This is a genomic window from Plantactinospora sp. WMMC1484, from assembly GCF_049315195.1.
Classification (GTDB): Bacteria; Actinomycetota; Actinomycetes; order Mycobacteriales; family Micromonosporaceae; genus Plantactinospora.
In genome coordinates, this window is record NZ_CP186055.1 from 2,046,567 (window position 1) to 2,071,706 (window position 25,140).

General features: G+C 73.3%; 18 protein-coding genes and 1 pseudogene. 11 read left to right on the forward strand and 8 right to left on the reverse strand.

Features of this window, described 5'->3' with window-relative positions; translation table 11 throughout:
• Positions 1–147: 147 nt before the first annotated feature.
• A complete protein-coding gene (locus ACN28C_RS08975) occupies positions 148–951 on the reverse strand; it encodes a hypothetical protein (RefSeq protein ID WP_422773064.1) in 804 nt (267 codons plus the stop codon).
• 178 nt (positions 952–1,129) lie between these two features.
• Between ACN28C_RS08975 and ACN28C_RS08980 the strand changes: the two genes are divergently transcribed.
• Positions 1,130–2,935, forward strand: coding sequence for a BTAD domain-containing putative transcriptional regulator (locus ACN28C_RS08980; RefSeq protein WP_422773065.1), 1,806 nt, complete (start codon positions 1,130–1,132; stop codon positions 2,933–2,935).
• Positions 2,936–2,967: 32 nt separating this feature from the next.
• On the opposite strand, the gene ACN28C_RS08985 is transcribed toward ACN28C_RS08980, so the two are convergent.
• On the reverse strand, positions 2,968–5,646 hold the full coding sequence (locus tag ACN28C_RS08985) for a hypothetical protein (protein ID WP_422773066.1): 2,679 nt from the start codon (positions 5,644–5,646) through the stop codon (positions 2,968–2,970).
• Positions 5,647–5,766: 120 nt separating this feature from the next.
• Here ACN28C_RS08985 and ACN28C_RS08990 point away from each other — a divergent pair, with 120 nt between their 5' ends.
• Positions 5,767–7,965 (forward strand): DEAD/DEAH box helicase, encoded by a 2,199-nt coding sequence (locus ACN28C_RS08990; protein WP_422773067.1) that lies wholly within the window; start codon positions 5,767–5,769, stop codon positions 7,963–7,965.
• A 40-nt stretch (positions 7,966–8,005) separates the two neighbouring features.
• Here ACN28C_RS08990 and ACN28C_RS08995 read toward each other — a convergent pair whose 3' ends face one another.
• A complete protein-coding gene (locus tag ACN28C_RS08995) occupies positions 8,006–8,968 on the reverse strand; it encodes a C40 family peptidase (protein ID WP_422773068.1) in 963 nt (320 codons plus the stop codon).
• Between the two features lie 375 nt (positions 8,969–9,343).
• On the opposite strand from ACN28C_RS08995, the gene ACN28C_RS09000 reads away from it, so the two are divergent.
• Positions 9,344–10,261, forward strand: coding sequence for a hypothetical protein (locus tag ACN28C_RS09000; protein ID WP_422773069.1), 918 nt, complete (start codon positions 9,344–9,346; stop codon positions 10,259–10,261).
• Positions 10,262–10,292: 31 nt separating this feature from the next.
• Here ACN28C_RS09000 and ACN28C_RS09005 read toward each other — a convergent pair whose 3' ends face one another.
• The 3 genes from ACN28C_RS09005 to ACN28C_RS09015 all read right to left on the reverse strand — a co-directional run bounded on the left by ACN28C_RS09005 (position 10,293) and on the right by ACN28C_RS09015 (position 13,839).
• Entirely contained in the window at positions 10,293–10,715 is a 423-nt protein-coding gene (locus tag ACN28C_RS09005) for a helix-turn-helix domain-containing protein (protein ID WP_422774591.1), read from the reverse strand.
• Positions 10,716–10,981: 266 nt separating this feature from the next.
• Positions 10,982–12,127 (reverse strand): class I SAM-dependent methyltransferase, encoded by a 1,146-nt coding sequence (locus ACN28C_RS09010; protein WP_422773070.1) that lies wholly within the window; start codon positions 12,125–12,127, stop codon positions 10,982–10,984.
• Positions 12,127–13,839 (reverse strand): DEAD/DEAH box helicase, encoded by a 1,713-nt coding sequence (locus ACN28C_RS09015; RefSeq protein ID WP_422773071.1) that lies wholly within the window; start codon positions 13,837–13,839, stop codon positions 12,127–12,129. The genes ACN28C_RS09010 and ACN28C_RS09015 overlap by 1 nt, the downstream gene beginning before the upstream one ends.
• A 398-nt stretch (positions 13,840–14,237) precedes the next feature.
• Between ACN28C_RS09015 and ACN28C_RS09020 the strand changes: the two genes are divergently transcribed.
• On the forward strand, positions 14,238–14,975 hold the full coding sequence (locus ACN28C_RS09020) for a ferritin-like fold-containing protein (RefSeq protein WP_422773072.1): 738 nt from the start codon (positions 14,238–14,240) through the stop codon (positions 14,973–14,975).
• Between the two features lie 84 nt (positions 14,976–15,059).
• Here ACN28C_RS09020 and ACN28C_RS09025 read toward each other — a convergent pair whose 3' ends face one another.
• Positions 15,060–15,287, reverse strand: coding sequence for a DUF3107 domain-containing protein (locus ACN28C_RS09025; RefSeq protein WP_421495393.1), 228 nt, complete (start codon positions 15,285–15,287; stop codon positions 15,060–15,062).
• A gap of 60 nt (positions 15,288–15,347) precedes the next feature.
• Positions 15,348–15,992, reverse strand: a complete 645-nt coding sequence (locus ACN28C_RS09030; RefSeq protein ID WP_422773073.1) for a TetR/AcrR family transcriptional regulator — start codon at positions 15,990–15,992, stop codon at positions 15,348–15,350.
• A 1,895-nt stretch (positions 15,993–17,887) separates the two neighbouring features.
• Between ACN28C_RS09030 and ACN28C_RS09035 the strand changes: the two are divergent.
• From ACN28C_RS09035 to ACN28C_RS09065, 7 genes and pseudogenes are all read left to right on the forward strand, one after another.
• A pseudogene (locus ACN28C_RS09035) lies at positions 17,888–19,198 on the forward strand (hypothetical protein); the annotation flags it as partial.
• Between the two features lie 146 nt (positions 19,199–19,344).
• Positions 19,345–20,307 carry an alpha/beta fold hydrolase gene (locus tag ACN28C_RS09040; RefSeq protein ID WP_422773074.1) on the forward strand — a complete coding sequence of 321 codons (963 nt, stop codon included), beginning with the start codon at positions 19,345–19,347 and terminating at the stop codon, positions 20,305–20,307.
• Positions 20,308–20,548: 241 nt separating this feature from the next.
• Entirely contained in the window at positions 20,549–21,442 is an 894-nt protein-coding gene (locus tag ACN28C_RS09045; RefSeq protein ID WP_422773075.1) for a DUF3152 domain-containing protein, read from the forward strand.
• Between the two features lie 189 nt (positions 21,443–21,631).
• Positions 21,632–22,837: an adenylyltransferase/sulfurtransferase MoeZ gene (moeZ, locus tag ACN28C_RS09050; RefSeq protein ID WP_422773076.1), complete on the forward strand. Its 1,206-nt coding sequence runs from the start codon at positions 21,632–21,634 to the stop codon at positions 22,835–22,837.
• 215 nt (positions 22,838–23,052) lie between these two features.
• Positions 23,053–24,024: an ABC transporter ATP-binding protein gene (locus ACN28C_RS09055; RefSeq protein WP_422773077.1), complete on the forward strand. Its 972-nt coding sequence runs from the start codon at positions 23,053–23,055 to the stop codon at positions 24,022–24,024.
• Positions 24,021–24,872 (forward strand): ABC transporter permease, encoded by an 852-nt coding sequence (locus ACN28C_RS09060; RefSeq protein ID WP_422773078.1) that lies wholly within the window; start codon positions 24,021–24,023, stop codon positions 24,870–24,872. The genes ACN28C_RS09055 and ACN28C_RS09060 overlap by 4 nt, the downstream gene beginning before the upstream one ends.
• A complete protein-coding gene (locus ACN28C_RS09065) occupies positions 24,872–25,114 on the forward strand; it encodes a helix-turn-helix transcriptional regulator (RefSeq protein ID WP_422773079.1) in 243 nt (80 codons plus the stop codon). Before ACN28C_RS09060 ends, ACN28C_RS09065 begins: the two co-directional genes overlap by 1 nt.
• Positions 25,115–25,140: the final 26 nt, after the last annotated feature.

Here is a 25,140-nt window from a genome sequence, read left to right on the forward strand (position 1 = left end):
CCGGCCCCCGCCGCCCGGCAGGCTCGGCCTGCCAGCGGGCTGACGCAGATCGGCTCGTCAGCTGCTGGTGCGCACCCGCTCGGCTGTTGCGCAACCCGCTCGGCTGTTGAGCGACTCAGCTGTTGAGCGACTCAGCTGTTGAGTAACTCAGCTGTTGAGTAACTCGTACGCCTGCTCCGGTGCGTTCTGGACCTGCGCGTCCGCCGGTGCGGCGAGCTTCGGCGTACTGCCGTAGTCCCGGTAGCTGACGACGTACTGGAAGGGCTTGGCACTGCCGTTCGCCGGGACGTCGAGGGTGAGCGAGGTCAGCCGCTTCTCGGCGTCGACGACCGCCGTGAACGGCACCTGCTTCGCCGCCTCGCCGAGTCCACTCATCTGCTCCGCGTCCAGCACCTTCGCCGCCTCACCGGAGGTGAGGTCGACGGTGCCGGAGTAGGTGCCGGCGCCATCCTCGGTGACCGACGTGGCGGCCTGCACCAGCGGCCCGGCGTTGCCCGGGTCGGTTCCCTCCTCATACCTCGGCACGCTGTCGGCGTCCACCAGCTTCGTGGTGTCCAGCTTGAGCCACTTGTTCGGCAGTTTGGGCAGCCCGGTCAAGCCTTCGGTCCCGGTGAAGGAGATCTTCGTCCAGATGTCCTCACCGACGTTCCTGAACACGACGGTGGTGGTGAAGCCGTGCTCGGGATCCTTGATCGAGCTGCTCACCTCCAGACCCTTCGCCCCGGGGTCGACCGAGCCGGCGAAGGCCGTCGTACCGTCGTCGCCGCTGAACCGGAACGGTTCCCCGGTGCTGTCCGGCACGGCGTCCAGCAGCGTCTGCTTGGCCGTGACGGTCGCCACCTGCTCCTTCAGCTTTCCGCAGCCGCTCAGCATGACCGCCACGCCGACCAGCGCGGCCACCGGACCGGCTGCGTACCGGGCCCATCGTGCGGTGCGGGTGTCTCTTCTCATTGCTGTCCCTTCTCGGGGGTACCGCTGTCCGGGTACCGCTTTCCGACAGGGGGAAATGGTGCCGACGGGCACTGCCGTCGCACTGACCGTTCACTGCGTACGGGGTTCGACCACTGCCGTTATGCTGCCGTGGGACTGCCGTGAGCTGGTCCACGAGCAGTCGGGGGGTGGTGGGCGCATGGCGGAGGCGGTGCGCTTCGAGATCCTCGGGCCGCTGCGCGCCTGGGACGGCGACCGGGAGCTCGATCTCGGCCCCGGTAAACAGCGGGCGGTGCTGACCGTCCTACTGCTCCAGGCGGGCCGGCCGGTGCGGACGGGCCGGATCGTCGACGCGGTCTGGGCCGAGGAGCCCCCGGCGAACGGGCCGAATGTCGTGCAGAAGTACGTCGCCGGGCTCCGCCGGGTGCTGGAGCCGGAGCGTTCTCCGCGTACCCCGGGACACGTGTTGAGCCTGACCGACGCCGGTTACCTGTTGCGGGTCGGTCGCGACGACGTCGACGCCCTCCGGTTCGAGTGGTCGATCAGGCAGGCGTCGGCGGCCCGGGACGCCGGCCGGCGGCAGGAGGCGGTGGCCGGACTGCGCGCCGCCCTCGACCTCTGGCAGGGCGAGCCGTTTCCCGGCCTGACCGGCCCCTTCTTCGACTCGGCGCGGGACCGGCTGGTGGAGATGCGCACCGCCGCCCTCGAGGTCTGCGCCGAGCTCGAACTGCAACTCGGCCGCCACCATGAGCTGGTCGGGGAGCTGGCCCGGCTGGTCGCGGAGTTTCCGGTACGGGAGCGGCTGCGCGGCCTGCTGATGCTGGCGCTGTACCACGACGGGCGGCAGGCGGAGGCGCTCGACACGTTCCGCGAGGCACGGGTGCTGCTGCGCGAGGAGCATGGGCTGGAGCCCGGCGAGCAGCTTCAGGAGCTGCACCGCCGGATCCTGCGCTCCGATCCGACCCTGGTGTCCGTGTCCGTGACGTCCCATCCCGACGAGGCCGGTCGCCCCGAGCCACCGGGGGAGGGCGGGCCGGTCGCCGCTGTTCGGGGTGGGCCGGTAGGTGCTGTTCGAGGTGGGCCGGTAGGTGCTGTTCGGGGTGGGCCGGTAGGTGCCGCCGAGGGTGGGCCGGTCGATGCCGGCCGGAACGCGGCGTGGCTTCCGGTACCGGTGATTCCGTCGGCGCAGCTTCCACCGCCACCGCTGCCGATCCCGGCGCCCCGGCCGTTCGGTCTGTCGGGCGGCGCCGGTCCGGGCTGGATCAGCATTCTCGGCACCGTGTTCGGGGCGGTCGTGGTCCTGCTCTCGTTCGGCTTCCTCACCCCGCTGGTCGTCATCGTCTACGCCTGGCGGCGGCACAGTTGGCGACTGCTGGCTGCCGGGCTCGGCTACCTGGCGATAACGGTCGGGTTCGGCATCGGGATGGAGACCGGCGATCCGGACCCGCAGGCTCCGGTGTCCGTCGGGGAGGGGCTCGCGATACTCGGCCTCTTCGTGGTGAACTGGCTGGGCGGCATCCTGCACGTGATCGTGCTCAATCGCAGCGTGCAACGGATCCTCGCCCTCGGCCGGCGCCGGCCGACGACGCCGGCCGTTTCGCGTGCGGACGCCGAGCAGCGGGTACGCCGAGAGCATGCTCGCTACCTGCTCTACCAGAACCCGTCGGCCCGTACCGAGCTGCGGATCGGCCGGCCGGATCTGCCGCGCACATTCGACGACGGCGGCCTGATCGACATCAACGCCGTTGCCGAACATGTCGTGCTGGGGCTGCCCGGGTCGTCGCCGGAGCAGAACCGGCACATCCTGCTGGACCGGTGGCAACGCGGCCCGTACGCGTCAATGGAGGAACTGGTCGCGCGCTGCCTGCTGCCGATGGAGGTGGCCGACGCACTGCGGGAGGTGCTCCTGTTCCTGCCGCCGCCCGGCCAGCCTGTGCCGCCCGGCCAGCCTGTGCCGCCCGGCCAGCCTGCGGCGCCGGTGCGGCCACCGGCCCGGCCGGCCTGACTGTGGCCGGACCAACACCGGCCGGCGCGGGTTCAGGGCTGGCGGCAGCCCCGGTCGGCCGGTCCGTCCGCCGAGCCGCAGTGGAAGACCTCGACGGCTTCGGTGTCCACGTCGGTCACCCGGTCGACCCTGAGCAGCGAGAGCCGCTTCGCCACCGGCTCGCCCGAGTCGGGCGCGAACGTGATCAGGCCGCTCACCCCCGGATAGCCGCCCTCGGCGTTCTGCCGTAGCACCTCGGTGTGCACGCCGGCCGGGTTGACCGCCCGGGGGTTCCACGCCTCGCGCGGGCTGCCGTGCCGCAGCCGGGCGGCCAGGCTCTCCACCGCGCGTACGACCATCATGGCGGCGTCGTAGGCGAGGCTGACCCGCTCGCCGACCGGCACCCTCGGCCCCTCCTCCCGGCATCGGGGCGGATCGAGCAGGTTGTCGGCCTGGACCCAGGAGAGGAAGCTGCCGCGTACGTCGTCGCGCCGGTCCCGGGCCGCGCGCAGCGAGGCGCAGGTGGCCAGGGCGGCCTTCGAGACGTACGTGACCGGGAGGTTCCCGGGGGCGCTGGCCCGGAGCACCGGGTTGGCCATGTACCGGTTGACCGAGTCGTCCCCGACCAGGTGCCGGGGCGGGTTGGGGCCGCATTCCTTGAGGGCCCGGAGGAAACCGTCGAACTCGGACCAGCGACCGGCGAAGATCAGCATTCCCTGGTAGCCGCACTCCTGCGTCATCCGCTGACCGGTACGGAACTCCTCGACCCGGGTCAGCCGGTCCCCGAAGCGCTGGCGCAGGCCCTCCACCAGGGTGCCGACGTAGAGGTCCCGTTCCAGGGAACTGTTCTCGCCCGTGGTGTAGTAAACGTGCGCCCCGTCGACCCGCAGTACCTGGCGGGCGTACTCGTCGAGCAGCGCGACCTGGTCACGGTTGGGCGCGGAGATCTGCAGATAGAGCCGGGAGTTCTGGTACAGGCCGTCGGCCGACAGGGTGGGCGCGAGCGCCGGCAGGCCGATCCGGTTGAGTTCCCGCAGCGCGTTCGCGGTGCTCTGTCGGCTCTCCACCAGACCGACCACGCCGAGCACCGTCGGGTCGTCCCGGACCAGCCCCTCCAGCATCGCCACCGCACGGCCGGCGTACCGCATCTGGTGGCCGGCGTTGGCGACGACCACCCGGAGCAGCGCGGCGCCGTCGGCGCCGGCCGACTCCCGCAGCAGCGCGTACTGGGCGGTCGCCATGCCCTCCAGTTCCTCGCGCTCGGAGACGTAGGACTCCTCGTCGGCCCGGGTCCGGTTGCCGGTCAGGGTGCCGAGGTAGACCAGCGTGACCAGCGGCCGGCGCCGGGCGCTGCGCTGCCAGACCTGCTCGGCGTCGGCATTCTGCTGGAAGATCCGCCGCTGCACCGCCCGGAGCCGGTCCTGGCCGGGATCGCGGTTGAAGACGTGCCCGGCGGTGTCGCTGTAGCCGATGCACTCGCCGCCGACCAGTTCCACCGAGACGGTGCCGCCGAACGGCCGGGGATGGCAGTCCGGGCTCCACCGCGAGGTCACCCAGAGGCCGGCGCCGACCAGGAGCAGCAGCACCACCGCGGTGGGGAGGAGCCGCCGGCTCCACCACGGCGGGGCGGGCGGGGTGAAGTTGAGCAGGCCGCCCCTTGGCTCCGAGCCCGCGCTCGGGTCGCCGAGCAGCAGGGCGATGAGCCAGGCGGCCGGCCGGCGCAGCCGCCGGGTCTCCGGCAGGACGTCGACCCATTCGTCGTACGCCTCCTCGGCGTCGACAAGCGCGTACGGCTCGGGCAGTTCCGGTGGTGGTGCGGCGCCGGCCGCGACCACCAGGAGTGGATCGTTGCGCCCGGTCTCGTTGCGGACGTCGTTGACCAGGCGGACCAGGGTGTGCCCGGCGTCGCCGGAGGTGACGTTCCCGAGCAGCAGCACCGGATAGGCGGTGCGCCGCCAGCTCGACGGCCGCCAGAGTCGTCTTCGGTAGCCCTGCCGGAGATCCTCCAGGAAGGCGTGCACGAGCAGCTTGTTCACCTGGTCCGGTTGCTCGCCGTCCCGCCAGCCGGCGGTGAGTCGCTCGGCGAAGCCGAGGAAGGTGATCGACTGCCGGGGCGCGAGGTACTGCTGCCGCATGAACCACCGGTAGTGCGGCCCCAGCAGCGGCACCCGACCGGAGACCGCGATCCGGAAGACGGCGCTCGGGATCGCCCGCCGGACCAGCCAGAACGCGAGCTGGTAGGCGGTGGCGAAGAGGTCGTCGCCGCCGGAGGGGTCGCCGCCGGGGCGGGCGCCGCGCCGGTCCCGGAGCTGGCGGGCCAGGGCCGGCCGGCGGTCCTCGCCCGCGTCTCCCGGCACCGCGACGGGCCGGTGCAGCAGCCAGTCGGCCAGCGGGTAGTGCCGGAAGCGCAGCCGTTCGCCCCCGAACGCCTCCAGCGAGAGCTGCCGGTGTATCTCCCGTAGCTCGCCCGCGATGTCGAGGCCGGGAGCCTCGGCCAGGTCGAGGACGACATGCGGGATGCGACGCCGCTGGCCCCGCGCCAGCGCCCGGCGGAGCAGGGCGATCACGTCCGGTGCTCCCACGGAGCGGACCAGCCAGATCAGCGGGAGTCTCCGGTCTCCGCGTCGCGGCCGGCGCAGCAGCCGGGCCAGCAGGGCGAGAAACTCCGAACCTCCGGACGGGAGGCGTTCCCGTCCGGAGGTCGACTGCCCCTGGGACGCCATCGAGCGCATGCACACCTCCTCCGACCGTCGCCAGGCGTGGTCCACAGATCACCACAGTGTCGCGGATGGGGACAAGGGTGGCTGGGCACGTGTCCCGCCGGCCCGGCGGTGCCCTGGTAGAAAGGCCGGATGGACGGTGACCGGAGGACGGACGGCGATCGGCTCCCGGCACGGGAGGACCGACTGTCGGTACGCGAGCGGGCGGAGGCGGTACTGCGCCGGCTGGCGGGCGAGCACGCCCGGCTCCGGGACGACCAGTGGCGGGCGATCGAGGCGCTGGTGGTCGACCGGCGCCGGGTGCTCTGCGTGCAGCGGACCGGCTGGGGCAAGTCGGCCGTCTACTTCGTCGCGACCGCACTGCTGCGGCAGCCGGTCCACCCCGGACCAGAGGCTGCCGAGGGCGGCGCCGGGGCGGCGCCCGCCGGCCCGACCGTCATCGTCTCGCCGCTGCTGGCGCTGATGCGCAACCAGGTCGAGGCGGCGGCCCGGGCCGGCATCCGGGCCCGCACCATCAACTCCGCCAACCTCGACGAGTGGGACGAGATCGTCGCGGAGATCGGGGCCGGCACGGTCGACGTCCTGCTGATCAGCCCCGAGCGGCTGAACAACCCCGACTTCCGGGACACCGTCCTGCCCCGGCTCGCCGCCACCACCGGACTGCTGGTGGTGGACGAGGCGCACTGCGTCTCCGACTGGGGGCACGACTTCCGCCCCGACTACCGCCGGCTGCGCACCTTCCTGGCCGGGCTGCCCGCCGGGACGCCGGTGCTGGCCACCACCGCCACCGCCAACAGCCGGGTCACCGACGACGTGGCAGAGCAACTCGGCGACGCACTGGTGCTGCGCGGGCCGCTGGACCGGGAGTCGCTGCGGCTGGCCGTACTCGACCTGCCGAGCCCGGCGCACCGGCTCGGCTGGCTCGCCGACCAGCTCGACCGGCTGTCCGGCTCCGGGATCGTCTACACCCTCACGGTGGCGGCGGCCGGCGAGACCGCCGAGTTCCTCCGCGGCCGGGGGTACGCGGTCGCGGCGTACACCGGCCAGGCCGAGGACGCCGACCGGCGAGCCGCCGAGCGGGATCTCCTGGACAACAAGATCAAGGCATTGGTGGCGACCTCGGCGCTGGGCATGGGGTTCGACAAGCCGGACCTCGGCTTCGTGGTGCATCTCGGTGCACCGCCGTCGCCGATCGCGTACTACCAGCAGGTCGGCCGGGCCGGCCGGGCCGTCGGCGCGGCCGAGGTGCTGCTGCTGCCCGGCACCGAGGACCGGGCGATCTGGCGGTACTTCGCCTCGCTGGCCTTCCCGCCGGAGGAACAGGTCCGCTCGGTGCTCGCCGCCCTGCACCCCGACCGGCCCCTCTCCACGCAGGCGCTGGAGCCGATCGTCGACCTGCGCCGGACCCGGCTGGAGCTGATGCTCAAGGTCCTCGACGTCGACGGCGCGGTACGCCGGGTCCGGGGTGGCTGGCTGGCCACCGGCGAGCCGTGGCACTACGACGCGGCCCGGTTGCGCCGGGTGGCGCAGGCCCGCTCCGCCGAGCAGCAGGCCATGCTGGAGTACGCCTCCACCGGCAGCTGTCGGATGGAGTTCCTCCGCCGCTGCCTGGACGATCCGGCGGCCGCCCCCTGCGGGCGCTGCGACCGGTGCGCGGGCGCGCGGTTCGACGCGCAGGTGTCGGCGCCCGCGCTCGCCGCCGCACAGGCGTTCCTCGGCCGCCCCGGCGTGGAGATCCCGGCGAAGAAGCTCTGGCCGACCGGGCTGGAGGCGGTCGGCGTACCGTTGCGTGGCCGGATCGGGGCGGACGAGCAGGCGTATCCGGGGCGGGCCGTCGGGCGGCTCTCCGATCTCGGCTGGGGGGCCGGGCTGCGCGCACTGACCGGGCCGGACGCGCCGGACGCGGAGGTGCCGGAGGAGGTGGCGACCGCCGTGGTCGAGGTGCTGAAGGCGTGGGCGCACGGCGACGACCCCTGGCCCGCCCGGCCGGTTGCCGTGCTCGCGGTCGGCTCGCGGCGCCGACCCCGGCTGGTCCGGGGGCTGGCGGAGCGGATCGCCCGGGTCGGCCGGCTGCCGCTGCTGGGCGAGGTGCCGCCCCGGGAGGGCACCGCCGCGGATGCCCGGGGCAACAGCGCCCAGCGGGTACGTGCGCTGCACGACGCCTTCGATGTGCCCGCCCCGCTGGCCGCCGAGCTGTCCGGGCTGGCCGGTCCGGTGCTACTGGTCGACGATCTCGTCGACTCGGGCTGGACGATGACGATCGTGGCCCGCCTGCTGCGCCGGGCCGGTGCGCCCGGGGTGCTCCCGTTCGCGCTCGCCGTCGCCGGCTGAGCCCGCGCGGCCCGTCGCCCCCTGCGGGGGTCGCGCGGGCTCAGCCGGGCCGGCCGTAGCCGACGATCGGCTGGTAGTCGACCCGATCGATCCGGATGCGCGTGCCGGTGCGCGGGGCGTGGATGATTTTCCCGTCCCCGACGTAGATCGCGACGTGGTGCAGGTCGCGGTAGTAGAAGACGAGGTCACCGGCCTGCCGGGCGGCCCGGCTGATTCGGGTCACCGCCCGCCACTGCCGGGCGGCGTTGTGCGGCAGCCGTATGCCGGCAGCCGCCCAGGCGGCCGAGGTCAGCCCCGAGCAGTCGTACCCGTCGGGGCCCTCGCCGCCCCACCGGTACGGCTTGCCGAGCTGGGCGTACGCGAACCGGACGGCCCTGCCGGCAGCCCCGGCGACCGGTCCGGGTAGCCGTGGGGCGGCCTCGGCGCGCGGCTCGACGTCCCCGGGTAGCCGGGCGAGCCGGGCCAGTTCGGTCTCGATCGCCAGCTTCCGGGCGGCGAGCTGCCGCTCCTGTCCGCGCTGCCGGGCGGCGAGCGCCTCGACGCCCCGGCGGGCGGCGGCCAGCCGGTCGTATGCCTCGGTCAGCGCGGCGACCGCCCGATGCTGCTCCCGGGTCACCCGGTCGAGCAGGATCAGCGGATCCACCAGGTTCTCCGGGTCGGCGGCGCGGAGCAGGGTGCCGAGCATCCCGACGGCGTGGATGTCGCCGGTCCGGTACGCGCGGGCGGCGATCAGACTGATCTCCGTGCGGTGCGCCTCGATCTCGCGTTCGAGCGGCATCATCTCGGCGTGTAGTGCCGTGCTGCGCGCCCGGGTCTCCCGCAACTCCTCGCGCAGGTCGTTGTACTGCTCGACGACGATCTCCAGCTGCTCCGCCGCCCTGGCGACCCGCTCCTCGGGATCGCCGGCCGGTGCTGCCCGGCCGGGCGCGGGGGCGAGCGCCAACGCCACGGTCATCCCGGCGGCGAGGGCGGCGGCACGACGGGGCAATGCGGTGGTCGGCACGACCGGTCTAACGATCGATGTCCCGGTTAGGCGACGCATCGAAGCCACTCAGATGCGTACGGTGATCGGTGTCGTTGGTTCCGGGGGTCGGCGGGCGGCCCTCCGCGGGTGCCGGCGGCGGGCGTCGCGGTGCCGCCGGGCCGGGACGGTAACCTGCGGATCGTGACGCGTGAACAGCCGGAGGCGCCGCAGACCGCTGGGGACCGGGCTGCGCCGGCAACTGCTCCGGGCGGTGCGCCGGCAACTGCTCCGGGCGGTGCGCCGGCAACTGCTCCGGGCGGTGCGCCGGCAACTGCTCCGGGCGCTGCTCGGGCCACGGCGACCGCTCCCGGCGGGCGGCGCCGGCCGGCCGCCGATCCGGCCGCGTCCGCCGTCGTGGACCGGGGAACCTTGCGCCTCGCGCTCACCGTGGGCGCGCTGGTCCTCAGCCTGCTCGCCGGCTTCGCACTCGGCAGGGTGAACGCCGGTGGCGATCCGGCGCCCGGTCCCGGCGCGGCACCGACGAGCGGCGTCGGGGCCCACACCCACCCGCCGGGGACCGGGCCGCACGAGCATCCGACCGGCGCGGCGGCCGGGCCGGCCGGAGCGGAGACAGGTGGGCTGAGCGTGAGCGCCGGCGGCTACACGCTGGTGCCGGCCGCCACCACCTTCACCGCCGGGCGGGGCCGGGACTTCCGGTTCCAGGTGCGCGGGCCGGACCGCCGGGCGGTGACCGGGTACGCCGTGGTGCACGAGAAGCCGATGCACATGATCGTGGTGCGTCGCGATCTCAGCGGCTACCAGCACCTGCACCCGACGATGGCGCCCGACGGCACCTGGAGCGTGCCGCTCACCCTGCCGTCGCCGGGGGTCTGGCGGGCGTACGCCGACTTCAGCGCGGTGGACGCCACGGGCGGGCAGCACCCGTCGACCCTCGGGGTCGACCTCGTCGTCGCTGGCAGCTACCAGCCCCGACCGCTGCCCGCGCCGGCCCGGGAGGCCACGGTCGGCGGGTTCACCGTCACCTACGAGGGGACACCGCAGGTGGGGACGAGCCAGCCGATGCTGTTCCGGGTCTTCACCGGTGGCAACCCGGTCACCACCCTGGAGCCCTACCTCGGCGCGTACGGGCACCTGGTGGTGGTCCGGGAGGGTGACCTCGGCTACGTGCACGTCCATCCGGAGCCCGAGCCGGCGGGCGGGGCGGTCAAGTTCTGGCTGGCCGCACCGAGCCCGGGGAGCTACCGCATGTACTTCGACTTCCAGGTGTCCGGCGCGGTGCGGACCGCCGAGTTCACCCTGACGATGCCCTGAGCCGGACCCTCGTCACGACCTGCCGGCCCGGTCAACCTGCGCGGCGGACCTGCCGGTGGGCGAGGTAGCGGAGCATGTCCCGGATCAGCTTCTTCTCCTCCGGCGGCACGCCGGAGTCGGCCAACCGGGCCATGATCACCCGGAGGTCGGCCTCCACCGGCGACTCGATCCGGTCCCGCCGGTGCGCGCCGGGCTGCTCGCCGTCGGGCAGGCCGAGGGCCCGGAAGGCTGTGCCGACCGGCACGTCCAGGGCAGAGCAGAAGCCGCGAACCTTGGCCAGCTCCGGATAGTCCTGCCAGTCTCCGGCGAGCCAGCGGAACAGGGTGGAGCGACCCACTCCGGTGTGCGCGGCGACCTCGCTGACCGTCCAGCCGCGCTCGCTCTTGGCGTCGTCGATGGCACGCCGTACGAAGCGGGCGAATGCCGCCTGTGGCGAGTCCTGTGCGGCACCGATACTCAGCGGAAAGCCCTTTCGCCCAGCGTCCGAATGACGTTTCGAGAGTAATCCGGAAGAGCGGGCCGGAAAGCCGACTGATCGAACCCACCCGGCCCGTACCATCGGCCGACCGGCATCGCCCCCGGCCATCCGATCATCCCGACTGTTCCGCCGATACGGCCGAAAGGGTCCGGGTCAGTGCGGTGGGCCAGGATGGGGGAAGGCGGTAATCCGGGTGGGAGACGCGATGACCCGGGTGCGGATTGCGGCGGCCCGGAGTGGGATCAGGGCGAGTCGAGCAGGGTCTGCAGGCGCGGCGTGATCTGCCAGTCACCGAGCAGCGTCCGGTAGTCGTCGCGCTGCCGCCCGGTCGGTGCGGTGCCGGTGTGCCGGGCCCGGAGCAGCAGGTTGCGCGGGGTGTGCTCGGAGTCGACGAACTCCACCACCTCGACCCGGTAGCCGTGCAGCCGGAGCAGCGCCGCCCGCAGCGCGTCGGTGAGCACGTCGGCGAAGCGCTCCCGGAGGATGCCCTGCCGCACCACCATGTCGTACGGGCCGGGTGCCGGGGTGGTCCGCAGTTGTGCGGCGAGGTCGTGGTGGCAGCACGGGGCGGCCAGTACCCAGCGCGCACCCCAGCGCACCGCCCGGGCCAGCGCCTCGTCGGTCGCGGTGTCGCAGGCGTGCAGTGCCAGCACCAGGTCGGGGGCGGGCTCCACCGCCGCCTCCAGGATGGTGCCGGCGACGAACCGGACCCGGTCGGCGTAGCCGAGCCGCTCGGCGAGCGCGGTGTTACGGCGCCGCTGGTCCTCGCGTACGTCCACGCCGACCAGCTCCACGTCGACGCCTCGCCCGGTCAGGTAGCGGTAGGCGGCGAAGGTCAGGTACGCGTTCCCGCAACCGAGGTCGACCACGCGCAGCGGACCGGTCAGCTCCGCCGGCAGCGTCGCGGCGAGGGCCCGCAGGAAGGCGTCGACCTGCCGCCGCTTCGCCGCGCTGCCGCCGATCGCGGCGAAGAGCGGGTCACCGGGATCGAGCAGGTGCTCCCGGAGCCGGTCGTGCGTGCCCACGGCCGTCGCCTCCCGCTGCGCGGCGACCCGGTGCAGCTGCGCCTCGCCCCGCTTGGTCACCCGCAGTTGCAGGGTGGTGCTCGCCGTCTCGACGTGCCAGTTGCCGAACGGCTCGGCCAGCAGCGCGTCGACCGCCGCGTCCGCCTCCGGCCCCGGGGCCACGTTACGGGTGTACGGCCGGGCACCGTCGTCGGTGACGATCTGCAGCCGGGCGCCCGACCTGAGCGCGATCGGGCGCAGCTCGGCGCGTACCACGGCGGGGAGTTGTCCGCGCCGCCGCCCGGCGGCGACGGCGCGGGTCAACCCGGGATCGAGCAGCAGCGCCCGCACCTCGGCGAGCGCGGCGTCGAGCTGCTGCGGCATCAGTCGCCGGCAGCGGCATCGCCACCCGCGCCGGAACCGCGGCGGCGGCGACGGCGGCGCGGCTTGGCGGAGCTGCCGGTGTCGGTCGAGACGCCGGCACCGCTCTCGGCCGAGGCGCCGGCCGAGGCCGCGGTGCCGCCGCCCGTCTCGCCCGCCTCCGCCGTGCCCGTGACGACCTCGCCCGCACGGCGCCGCCGGCGCTGCCGGCGGCGTGGCTCGTCCTGGCTCGCCGACTCGCCCTCGGGACCGGCCTGGTCGGCGGGACCGCCACTGCGGCTGCTGCCGCCGCGCCGGTCGCGGGACCTCCGCGCGCCGTCGCCGCGCCCGGGGGCGCGCCGGCCGCCGGTGCCCCGGGAGCGCCCGCCGAGGTCCTCCTCGACCTCGGCGGAGAGTCCGGCGCGGGTCCGCTCGGCCGACGGCAGGGTGCCGGCGACGTCGGTCGGGATCTCCAGGTCGGTGTAGAGGTGGCCGGAGGTGTGGTATGTCTCCGGTGGCTCCGGCATTTCCAGCCCGAGCGTCTTGTCGATGATCCGCCACCGGGGCATGTCGTCCCAGTCGACGAAGGTCACCGCGACTCCGGTCGCGCCGGCCCGGCCGGTGCGACCGATCCGGTGCGTGTAGGTGTCCTGGTCTTCCGGACAGTCGTAGTTGATCACGTGCGTGACCCCGGTGACGTCGAGCCCTCGGGCCGCGACGTCGGTGGCGACCAGAATATCGATCTTGCCGGACCGGAACGCCCGCAACGCCCGCTCCCGGGCGCCCTGGCCCAGGTCACCGTGGACGGCCGCGACCGCGAACCCGCGGAAGTCGAGATCCTCGGCGATCCGGTCGGCGGCCCGCTTGGTCCGGGTGAAGAGCATCGTGAGACCGCGTCCGCGCGCCTGGAGGATCCGGGCGACGATCTCGATCTTGTTGAGTGAGTGGGTGCGGTAGACCAGCTGCCGGGTCAGCGGCGACGGTCCGGTCTCGGCGGTGTGCCCGGCGTGGATGGTCACCGGATGCCGCAGGAACCGGCGGGAGAGCGTGACGATCGGCTCCGGCATGGTGGCCGAGAAGAGCATGGTCTGCCGGTCCTCCGGCAGCATCGCCAGGATCTTCTCGACGTCGTCCAGGAAGCCCAGGTCGAGCATCCGGTCCGCCTCGTCCAGGACGAGCGCGTGCACCCGGTCGAGCCGGAGCTGCTTCTGCTTGGCCAGGTCGAGCAGCCGACCGGGCGTGCCGACCAGGATCTCGACGCCCTTGCGCAGCGCCTCGACCTGCGGCTCGTACGCCACGCCGCCGTAGATCGGCAGCACCCGTACGCCCCGGGTCCGGCCCGCCGCGGCGATGTCCTTGGCGACCTGGAGTCCCAACTCCCGGGTCGGCACGACGACCAGCGCCTGCGGCAGCCCGTCGCCGCCCTCGGCCGGCGAGAAGACCCGCTCCAGCAGGGGTACGCCGAAGCCGAGCGTCTTGCCGGTGCCGGTCGGCGCCTGGCCGATCAGGTCGGTGCCGCGCAATGCGATCGGCAGGGCGTACTCCTGGATGGCGAAGGCTCGGGTGATGCCCGCCTCGGCGAGCGCGGTCACGGTCTCCGCGCGGGCGCCGAGTTCGGCGAAGGTGGGTGCCTCCGGGCGGAGTGGCGCGTCGGCCACCAGTGCGTCGCCGGCAGCGATGGCTTCCTCGCCGGTCAGAACCTGACCGGCTGTGATGTCTTCGATGTGCTCGCTCATGTGGTTGTGGGGGTGCCCTCTCGTGGTGCGCCCCGTTCGTCCGTAGGGCGCGGTGTCTTCTGTGGCGCGGGCCACACGGTCGACGGCTGAACGCCGAGTGGAAGACCGGGCCGCACGCGCGCGCCGGAGGGCAGATTTTCCGGAGACGATCAAGGTCTCCCGGACCCTGCCTCCTTCGGCAACTGATCCATGCTACCTGAGCCCGGCAAACGGCGTCTCCGGTACGGGTACACCTCCGGCGACCGGGGTCCGTCGATGTGACATCCGTTACAGATCACGTTCGCCACATTACCGACGGGTACGCAGGTGACGGGAATGAGACCGCCGAGACGTGTCGCGCGGAGGGTCCTGTTCCGGACGGCACCCCGGGCCGGTCCACCGGGCGGTAACCTGCGGGCGTGTCCGCCCCCGCAGAACCCGCCCCGGTTCCCTCCGCCGCCCCCGGCTCCACCCCTGCCTCCGGCCCCGTTCCCACCTCCGCCCCCCTGGGGTGGGAACCGTCCACCGCGGTCGTGGACCTGCTCGGCCTGGTCGCGTACGGCGAACTGATGGCCTTCGACCGGATGGCCGCCGACGCGCGGCTCGCGCCCGACCTGGCGCGGCGCGCCGTGCTGAGCGAGATGGCCGCCATCGAGATCGGCAACTACCGGCGGCTCGCCGACCGGCTGACGGCACTCGGCGTCGCACCCGGCGACGCGATGGCCCCGTTCGTGCCGGCCCTGCAGTCGTACCACGACTCGACCGAGCCGAAGGACTGGCTGGAGGCGCTGACCAAGGCATACGTCGGTGACGCCATCGCCGACGACTTCTTCCGGGAGATGGCGGCGCTTCTCGCCGAGCCCGACCGGCAGCTCGTGCTGGACGTGTTGCACGACTCCCGGTACGACGAGTTCGCCGGCAGGGAGATCCGGCTGGCCATCGAGGCGGACCCGAAGGTGGCGAACCGGCTCTCGATGTGGGCCCGGAGACTGGTCGGGGAGGGGCTGTCCCAGGCGGGCCGGACGGCCGGCGAGCGGGTGGCGCTGACCGCGCTGATCGCGACCGGCTTCGACGACCGGTCCGGCGTGCAGACACTGTTCAGGCGACTGACCGCCGCGCACACCACGCGGATGGCGGCGGTCGGACTGAACAACTGATCCCGGCCGCACGACCGGTCGACAGCCGGCAGCCGCTGGTCCGGTTGGCCGGAGTCAGCGGGTTTGGCCGGAGTCAGCGGGAGATCAGCGGGCCACGAAACCGACAGCGCGGGGAGATGCCTCGGCGATCTCCACGTAGGCCACCTTGCCGACCGGCACGATCACCCGGCGGCCCTTCTCATCCGTCAGCGACAGGGTGCCTTCGCTGTTGCCGAGGGCGTCGGTCACGATCTGCTCGATCTCGGCCGGCGTCTGCGCGCTCTCCAGGACCAGCTCGCGCGGCGCGTACTGCACGCCGATCTTGACCTCCACGTGGCCTCCTTGTTCGGGGCGAAAGATCCGCCGTCGGAAAGGCTATCCGATCGGCGCGGCTTACGTTGAGGCCGACTCGCCCTGCAGGGGAAAGCTCGCGATCCCTCGCCAGGTCAGGCCGGTGAGCAGCGCCTCGGCCTCGGCCTTCGGCACCTTCCGCCCGCCGGCCAGCCAGAACTGGGCCGCGGTCTCGGCGGCGCCGACCAGCCCGGAGGCGAGCAGTTCGGCCCGGGACCGGCTCACCCCCGTGTCGGAGATGATGGTGTCGGTGATGGCGGCGATGCAGCCCTGCTCCACCCGTTCGACCCGTTCGCGTACGGCTGGCTCGTTGCGCAGGTCGGACTCGAAGACCAGGCGGAACGCGCCACTCTCGTGATCGACGAAGTCGAAGTAGGCCCGGACCGCCCCGCTGACCCGCTCCTTGTTGTCGGTGGTCGCGGCCATCGCGTCCCGGACCTTGGCCACGATCGCGTCACAGTGCGTGTCGAGCAGCGCCAGATACAGCTCCAGCTTTCCCGGGAAGTGCTGGTAGAGGACGGGCTTGGAGACGCCGGCCCGCTCGGCGATGTCGTCCATCGCGGCCGAGTGGTATCCCTGGGCGACGAACACCTCCTGGGCTGCCGCCAGCAGCTGCTTACGTCGTGCCGAGCGCGGTAGGCGCGTTGGCCGCCCAGCCGTCTGCGCGCCGTTTCCCACCTGGGTCATGGTCACCTCCGCTTCACCTCGCACGCCGTCAATCTTCTTTCCGGCAGAGCGCTGGGTAGATCACTCGACTGCCGAATTAGCCCGCCGCTGTAACTTATCGGCACTGCCACCACACGGTAGCCTCAGCGGGGGCGACCAAGGAGCGCACGGTGGACGAAACAGGGCAACCCGGAGCCCCCACACCGGGAGAGCACGGTAACGGGGCAGGTCCGCAGGGTGACCCGGCCCGTCCGGCCAATGGCTGGGCGGGCGACGTGGGCTGGTCCGGTGCGGAGAACGGCGTCGATGCGTCGGGGCGGCAGTGGCACCCGGTCGTCGAGCCGGCGGTGACCCGCGGCTGGGGCGACCGTGCCGCCTACACTCCCCGGCCGATTCCGGCCACGCCCGGCATCCCGATCCGTGAACTCCGGCAACCGGTCAACGGCGTGCACCTGGGTGAGGTGGCCGAGCCCGCCCAGGGCTGGTCCGGCGGTCGGAGGCTGCCCGGCGAGCCGGGCCATGCGTACGACGCGGAGGTCGTCGAGCCCGCCGACCGGTGGGGTGCCGGTCCGGACCTGCCCGCCGGTGCCGCCGTGGACTATCCGGGGCAGCCGTCGGGACCGGCGGGTGAGCCGGATGCCGCCGGCACGGCGCGGCACGCCTTCGGCGAGCGCGGCTACATCGAACGCGGCTATGGCGAGCCGGAACGCGTCGGCATCGGGCCGGCAGGCCAACCACCGCGTTGGCGAGAGCCTGCTCAGCCGGTGCACCCGCAGCCGACCTCGGCACCGCCCGCCGCGGTCTCGGGACCGCCCAGCGCCATGCCCAGCACGCCGGCCGTGACGTCGGGGCCGCCGGCCGCGGTCTCCGGGCCGCCGGCGATGACCTCCGGCCCGCCGGCCGGCCAGGGGGGTGCCGGTGGGGTAGCGGAGCCGGCCGGTGCGGCGGAGGCCGAACGCGCCCGGAACTTCCGGTCCCCCTCCGACCACGATCACCCGCCGGTGACCGGACTGACCGCGCTCATGCCGGCCGTTCCCCGGCAACCGGACCGCTCGTCGTCACAGGCGACCGGTCCGGAACAGACCGGACCGGCAGGAGCTGGCTGGCGCCAGGTCGAGCCCGACGAGCGGGCGCCGACGCCGGTCGCCCCGACCGACTACCCGGCCCAGGAGTCGGCGAGCTATTCAGGCCAGGAGTCGGCGAGCTACCCGGCCCAGGAGTCGGCGAGCTATTCAGGCCAGGAGTCGGCGGGCTATCCCGTCCAGGAGTCGGCGGGCTATCCGGGCCAGGAGGGGGCGAACTGGTCCTCCGGTTGGGCGCCGCCCTGGGCCACCTCCGGCGCGCAACCGGAGCAGGAGGGCGTCCGGCACGCCGAGGGTCAGCACCCCGCCGAGCCGGCCCCGCAGACCGGGCCGACCCGCGAGGCGGAGACCTCCGGCGGGCCCGAGCAGCGCTGGTCGCCGAGTTGGTCCGACCCGCAGCCGCCGAGCTGGGCCGACCCGCATCCACAGCGCGTACCCGGCTCGCAGTCGCAGCGTGTAGGCGAACCGCCGCCCGCCGGGCCGGCGCACCGGGAGGGGCACCCCGCGCCGCCGCCGGCGCCGGCCGGCTACCCGGCCGCCGCGCACAGCCAGCCGGCGGCGCCGGAGGGCGCCGGTCGGCGGGTCGCGCCGGAGACCCCTGGCGGCTATCCAGGGCCGGTCGCCCCCGAGCCCGAGCCGCCGGGCTACCTGTCGGGGCTCGGCGGGGTGGCCGCATCGGCGCCCGGTGCGGAACCGGCGGGCTATCCCTCCGGGCCCGGCACCGAGCCGTCGGGGCCGGGTGGGCACTCCCCGGGCTATTCCCCAGGTGCGGTGCCCGGTGGAGAGCGGGCCGGTTATCCGGCGGCGCAGCAGGCACCGCCGGCCGGCTATCCGCCGGCAGCGGGCGGTTCACCGCCGGGCACCGAACCGCCGGGCCAGCCGCCGACCGGGCAGGCGCCCGGTTACCCGTACCGCCGGGAGGCGCTGGCCCTGCCGACGGCGCCGAGCTATCCCGGTTCGCCGTACCACTATCCGGAGGCGGCGGCGGATCCGGAGGCGGCACCTGTGCAATCCGGTGCCGTCCGGCCCGCGGAATCCGGTGACGTGCTGCCGCAGCGCGTACCCGCCGAGCCGGACGTGCCCACCGTGCCGGAACCGCTCGCCCCGGAGCCGCACGCCGAAACGCCCGAACTGGCCCGGATCGCCACCCATCTGCGTCGGGAGGACGGAACGGCAGAGCCGCGCGAGCGACCGGACGGCTTCGACGTCAACGCGATCCTGGACGCGGTCCGGGGAGTCGCCGGGGTACGCGACGCGTCGCTGCGTACCACTCCGGCCGGCGCACACAGCCTGCGCCTCGACCTGGCCGACGGGGCCGATCCGGCGGAGGTGAGCCGGCACGTGGCGCGGCTGCTCCAGGAGCGGATGGGCCTGGCCGCCGCCCCGCAGAACCTGCCCGCCCAGCCGGGTGGCGACCCGACCTTCGCCGCCGGCCCGGCCCGGCCCGGCGCGGCCCGACCCCGGCACGCGCCGCCGGCCGAGTCCGCTCCCCGGGCCGAGTCCGCTCCCCGGGCCGAGTCCGCCCCCCGGGCCGAGCCGGCGACCGACGAGCCGCGCCGGCGGCGCCAGGCGCCGGGGCACCGGGGCCGGGCAACGGTCGGGCAGCAGCCGGGGGAGGGCGGCCGGAGCGGGTCGCCGATCAGCGGCAACGCCAGCACGGTCGGCAGCTCCTACTCCGGTAGCCCGGTGACCACCACCGAGACGGCGCCGTCCCGGCCGCTGAACCCGGGTGCGCCGCCCGGCCCACGGGTGATCATCGACCACGTGCAGGTGAGCACCTTCGGCCTGGACGCCACCGTCGAGGTACGGCTCGCCGCCGGCAAGCAGCCGGCGACCGGGCTGGCCACCGGTCCCGCTGTCGACGGGTACGTGCTGCGGCTCTGCGCCGTGGCGGCGGCGGCAGCCATCGACGAGCTGCTCAGCGCCTCCACCCGGGTCACCGAGCGGGGCCGGTGCTTCGTCGAGCACGCGGCGGTGGTGCCGTTCGGCAGATGCGAGGTGGCCACCGTGGTGGTGCTGCTGGTCTGCGACGGCTGGGTCGAGCAGCTCGCCGGCTCGGCGCTGGTCTCCGGTGATCCCCGTCAGGCGGTGGTCCGGGCCACGCTGGCCGCCGTCAACCGCCGGCTTGAGGCATTGCTCACCTGAACCGGTCGGCAGGGTCCTCCGGGTGGCGGTGCGAATCCGTACGAACCAGAGTGGAAGGGTGCAGACGGCCAATCCGTCGAGCCGGCCGCCGTCCCGGCTTCACCGGCTCGGCGGCGTGATCACCGCGCTGCCGGCACACTTGGTTCATGAGGCGTGCGCTGCTGGCGGCGGACGAGTCGATCGTCCTGGACGGGATCCCGTCGCCCTGGCCTGGCCAGGGCGTGCGGATCGACGGCTCGATCACCTACGTCCGGCGTACCCCGGCCACCCGAGGGGGCGCCGAACCGGCGCTCTACGTGCACGGGCTGGGCGGCTCGGCGCAGAACTGGACCGACCTGGCCGGCCTGCTGTCCGACCGGCTCGACGGGCACGCCATCGACCTGCCCGGATTCGGGCTCAGCGACCCGGGGCGGAAGTACACGATCGCGGCCTTCGCCGACCGGGTCGTCCGGTACCTCGAGCACTCCGGCCGGGGGCCGGTGCACCTGTTCGGCAACTCCCTCGGCGGAGCGATCTCGGTACGGGTCGCCGGTCTCCGCCCCGACCTGGTCCGTACGCTTACCCTCATCTCCCCGGCGATGCCGTTCCTCGATCCGCGCCGCTCGTTGCAGGGCCGGGTGCTGCCGCTGCTCGCGGTGCCCCGGGCGGAGCGCCTGGCCGCCCGCTGGCTGACCCAGTTGCCACCGGAGGAGATGGCCCGGCAGGTGATGGAGGCGTGCGTGGCCGACACCCGCCGGATCTGTGACCAGCGGCGGATGGAGGCGATCGAGGAGATCCGGATCAGGTACACCGCCGAGCACTACGCGGCGGCCTACGTGCGTACGCTGCGCGGCCTGGTCGGCAGCTTCGTCCGGGCGTACCTGCCGGGCCCCGGTTCGCTGTGGCGGATCGCCGGGCAGATAACCGCGCCGACGCTGGTGATCGGCGGCGGGCTGGACCGGCTGGTCGACATCCGGGTGCCGGCCCAGGTGGCCCGGTTGGTCCCGGACAGCCGGCTCCTGCTGCTGGCCGGCGTCGGGCACGTCCCACAGTTGGAGGTGCCCCGCACGGTCGCCCGGGCGGTGCTCGCCCTGCTGGACGAGACCAGCCCGCAGCCGGCCGCCCGCTGATCTCCAGCCCGCAGCCGGCCGCCCGCTGATCTCCAGCCCGCAGCCGGCCGCTCGCTGATCTCCAGCCCGCCCTGTGCAAGCGTTGCCTGCTGATCTCACAGCCCGGCCCTCCGTGGGCGTTGCCTGCTGATCTCGTGACCCGCCCGCTGCGGGCGTTGCCAGCCGGGGCGTGGCGACACCTGTGGGGTGACCCCGGGGAGCGGATGCAACCAAATGATCGGGTCGGGCGTACTAAGTAAGCGTGCGTACCAACAGGCAGCGCCAACCTCAGGTAAGCGGCTCCGATGATCCGGAGCCCGGCACGCGGCCCCGGCGGCGGATGCGGTCGCTGCGGCACGCTCCGACGCTGGCGGTGCTGCTGTTGAGCGTGGCCGGCGCGGTAGCGGTGATCGGGTTGCTGGTGCCGCCCGCCGACCGGTTGGCGGCGGAGCAGTCGGTCGCCGCCCAGGCGGCCGGACCGACGACGCCGGCGACCGTCGCGCCGCCAACCCCCGCCACACCCACACCGAGCCGACCGCCCGCACCCGTGCTGCGGCTGGCCGGGCCGGTGCCGTCGACCGGGCCGGGCAGTTTCACGTACGCGAGCGGCCGGGGCGAGCTGGCGGGCCGGGCCGGAGCGGTACGACGCTACCGGGTGGCGGTGGAGCGGAACGTCGACGAGCACCTCCAGGAGTTCGTCGCCGAGGTCGACGCCGCGCTGGCCGACTCCCGGAGTTGGACCGGCAGCGGACGGTTGCGGCTGCAGCGGGTCCCGGACGGCACCGGCCACGACTTCACGATCTACCTGGTGACCGCCGGTACGGCCCGCACGATGTGCGCCGCCTCCGGCGTGGACATCCGAGTCGGCGGCAAGCCGTACACCTCCTGCCGGGGCTCCGGCCGGGTGATCATAAATCTGGACCGCTGGATGTTCTCGGTGCCGCACTACGTCGCCGGCAAGGTGCCGCTGGACCGCTACCGGACGTACGTGGTCAACCACGAGGTGGGGCACGAACTCGGCCACGGCCACGAGCGGTGTCCCCGGGACGACCGGCCCGCCCCGGTGATGATGCAGCAGACGCTCTTTCTCGACGGCTGCGTGGCGAACCCTTGGCCGTACCTGGACGGGAAGCGCTACGCCGGTCCGGCCCGGTAGCTCCCGGTCGTCGCCGTGGCCCCGACCCGGGCACACACCACCGCTGCCCGAGCTGCGCCGTTCCGTCTCCGGCGGTTATTCCCACTCCCGCATGTCGGGCAGGTGTTCCAGCTCATGGTCGAGCGCGGCTCCGGCGAGGAACAATGGCCGGACATGCCATTGTCGATGCGCTCAGCCGCCGGCTGAGCGGTGATCGGAACCGGGGAGTCCACCGTGTCACTGCCCCCGCTCGTCGAACCCGCCGCCGAGCTCTCCGTTGACGAGATTCGCCGCTACTCGCGCCACCTGATCATCCCGGACGTCGGGGTGGAGGGGCAGAAGCGGCTCAAGAACGCCCGGGTGCTCTGTGTCGGTGCCGGCGGTCTCGGCTCGCCCGCCCTGATGTACCTCGCCGCGGCCGGGGTCGGGACGCTCGGCATCATCGACTTCGACACCGTCGACGAGTCCAACCTCCAGCGGCAGATCATCCACGGCCAGTCGGACGTCGGCCGGTCGAAGGCCGAGTCCGCGGCGGCGAGCATCCGCGAGATCAACCCGCTGGTGCAGGTGGAGATTCACAACACCGCGCTGGACCGGGACAACGTGCTGGAGATTTTCGGCCAGTACGACCTGATCGTCGACGGTACGGACAACTTCGCCACCCGCTACATGGTCAACGACGCGGCGGTGCTGCTCGGCAAGCCGTACGTCTGGGGGTCGATCTACCGGTTCGACGGGCAGGCGTCGGTCTTCTGGGCCGAGCACGGCCCCTGCTACCGCTGCCTCTACCCGGAGCCGCCGCCGCCCGGCATGGTGCCGTCCTGCGCCGAGGGCGGCGTGCTCGGCGTGCTCTGCGCGTCGATCGGCTCGATCCAGGTCACCGAGGCGATCAAGCTGCTCACCGGGATCGGCGAGCCTCTGGTCGGGCGGCTGACGGTCTACGACGCGCTGGAGATGTCGTACCGGAAGATCAAGGTCCGCAAGGATCCGAACTGCGCGCTCTGCGGGGAGAACCCGACCGTCACGGAGCTGCTGGAGGACTACGAGGACTTCTGCGGTGCCGTCTCGCCGGAGGCGGAGGCGGCGGTGGCGGACGCCACCATCACGGCCCGCGAGCTGAAGGAGTGGCAGGACGCCGGCAAGGACATCTTCCTGGTCGACGTCCGGGAGCCGGCCGAGTACGAGATCGTCCGCATCCCCGGCGCGACGCTGATCCCGAAGGGCGACATCCTCTCCGGCGCCGCGCTCGCCTCGCTGCCGCAGGACAGGCAGATCGTGCTGCACTGCAAGTCCGGCGTACGCTCCGCCGAGGCACTGGCGGCGGTGAAGGCCGCCGGCTTCCGCGACGCGGTGCACGTGCAGGGCGGCGTGCTCTCCTGGATCAAGCAGATCGACCCGTCCCTGCCCGCCTACTGATCCGAGGTCGACGCCCGCGTCGACCGATCCCGCGTCGACGGCCGCGTCGACGTCCACTCCGACCCGATCTCCCGGCGCGGGGCGGCTCCATTCCGGAGCCGCCCCGCGCCGCGTCTCCGGCGGACCGCCCTCGCCCGGTGATCGTTCTTGCGCTAGCGTGATGTAGTAGATGTACTATCTGCTCGCGCAGGAGTTAGACGAGGGGGTGTAGATCTATGACCGTTGCCGAGACCCCGGGCCGGACCGCCGAGCCCGCCGGGACGCCGGTCGAGCGGCCGGTGCTGGAGGTCCGTGATCTGCGGATGCGCTACGGCAGCACCGACGTGCTGACCGGCGTCGACTTCACGGCCCGGGCCGGCGAGGTGCTGGCACTGCTCGGCCCCAACGGTGCCGGCAAGACGACCACCATCGAGATCCTGGAGGGGTTCCGGATGCGCTCGGCCGGCGAGGTGGCTGTGCTCGGGGTGGATCCGGCCCACGCTGACGAGCGGTGGCGCGCCCGGCTCGGCGTGGTGTTGCAGTCCTGGCGCGACCACGCCAAGTGGCGGGTCCGCGAGCTGCTCGAACACCTCGGCTCCTACTACCGCCCCTACTCGAGCGACCGGATCCGGCGGCCCTGGGACACCGACGACCTGATCGACGCCGTCGGGCTCAACCCGCACGCCGGCAAGCGGGTCGGCCAGCTCTCCGGCGGGCAGCGGCGGCGGCTGGACGTCGCGATCGGCATCGTCGGCCGCCCCGAGGTGCTCTTCCTCGACGAGCCCACCGCCGGCTTCGACCCGGAGGCGCGGCGCGAGTTCCACGACCTGGTGCACCGGCTCACCGACCTGGAGCAGACCACGATCCTGCTGACCACCCACGACCTGGACGAGGCCGAGAAGCTTGCCGACCGGATCCTGATCCTGGCCGGCGGGTCGATCATCGCCGACGGCTCGGCCGACGAACTCTCCCGGCGGATGTCCGGGGAGGCCGAGGTCAGGTGGAGCAGGGACGGCCAGCGCTTCGTACACGCCACCGCCGATGCCACCGGCTTCGTCCGGCAGTTGTTTCAGCAGTACGGCGACGGCATCGCCGACCTGGAGGTGCGGCGGGCCAGCCTGGAGGAGACCTACATGGCGTTGGTCCGGGAGTCCGAGTCCGGCCGGAGCCTGGCCGCGCTCCGCGAGTTCGAGGAGGCGAGCCGGTGAACCCGATCGTGATGGCGATGCGGGCCGGTCTGCGGCGGGGCGGGATCGAGGTGCGGCAGACCCTCACCAATCCGCAGGACCTGTGGAACTACCTCTTCCCCAACTTCTCGTTCCTGCTCGTGCTCTTCTTCATGCGTAACGCCACGGTGCCCGGCACGGACTTCTCGCTCGGCGCCCGTACGCTGCCCAGCGTGCTCGGTGGCGGCATGGCGTTCGGGGCCCTGACCACCATGATGATGACCCTGACGGTCGAGCGGGAGGACGGCACGCTACTGCGGGCCAAGGCGATCCCGAACGGCATGCTCGGCTATCTGGTCGGCAAGGTCGTGCAGGTCGCCGGGATGAGCCTGATCGGCGCGGCCATCCTGGTGGTGCCCGGGGCGCTCCTGGTGGGCGGCGTGGAGGTGGACGGTGCCCGCTCCTGGCTGACCCTGGCCTGGGTGGTGCCGTTGGGCCTCTTCGCCTGCCTGCCCCTCGGGGCGATCTTCGGCTCGATCTTCGACAACCCCCGCAACATCGGCATCATCATGCTGCCCATCATGGGCCTGGTCGCGACCTCGGGAATCTTCTATCCGATCACCAACTTCCCGGTGTGGTTGCAGTGGATCGGCCAGGCGTTCCCGATCTACTGGCTGGGTCTGGGCACGCGCTCGGCACTGTTGCCGGACGAGCTGGCGGCGGTGGAGATCGGTGGCTCCTGGCAGCATCTGGAGACGTTCGGCATGCTGGCCGGCTGGGCAGTACTGGGCCTGGTGGTGGCACCGATCGTGTTACGCCGGATGGCCCGCCGGGAGTCCGGCTCGAGCGTCGCCGCCCGGAAGGAGAAGGCGATGCAGAGGGTCACCTGATGAGCGAGGCCATATACAACCGCATCGCGGTGCTGCGGGCGGAGCGCGGGATCTCCCGGCGGGAGCTCGCCGACGCGCTCGGGGTGCACTACCAGACCGTCGGTTACCTGGAGCGGGGCGAATACAACCCGAGCCTGCACCTGGCGTTGCGGATAGCGCAGTACTTCGAGGTCTCGGTGGAGGTCGTCTTCTCCACCGAGCCCTTTCCCCGGATCGGCGCCCCTGAGCGCGCCAGCGCCTGAGCGCGCCAGCGCCTGAGCGCGCCAGC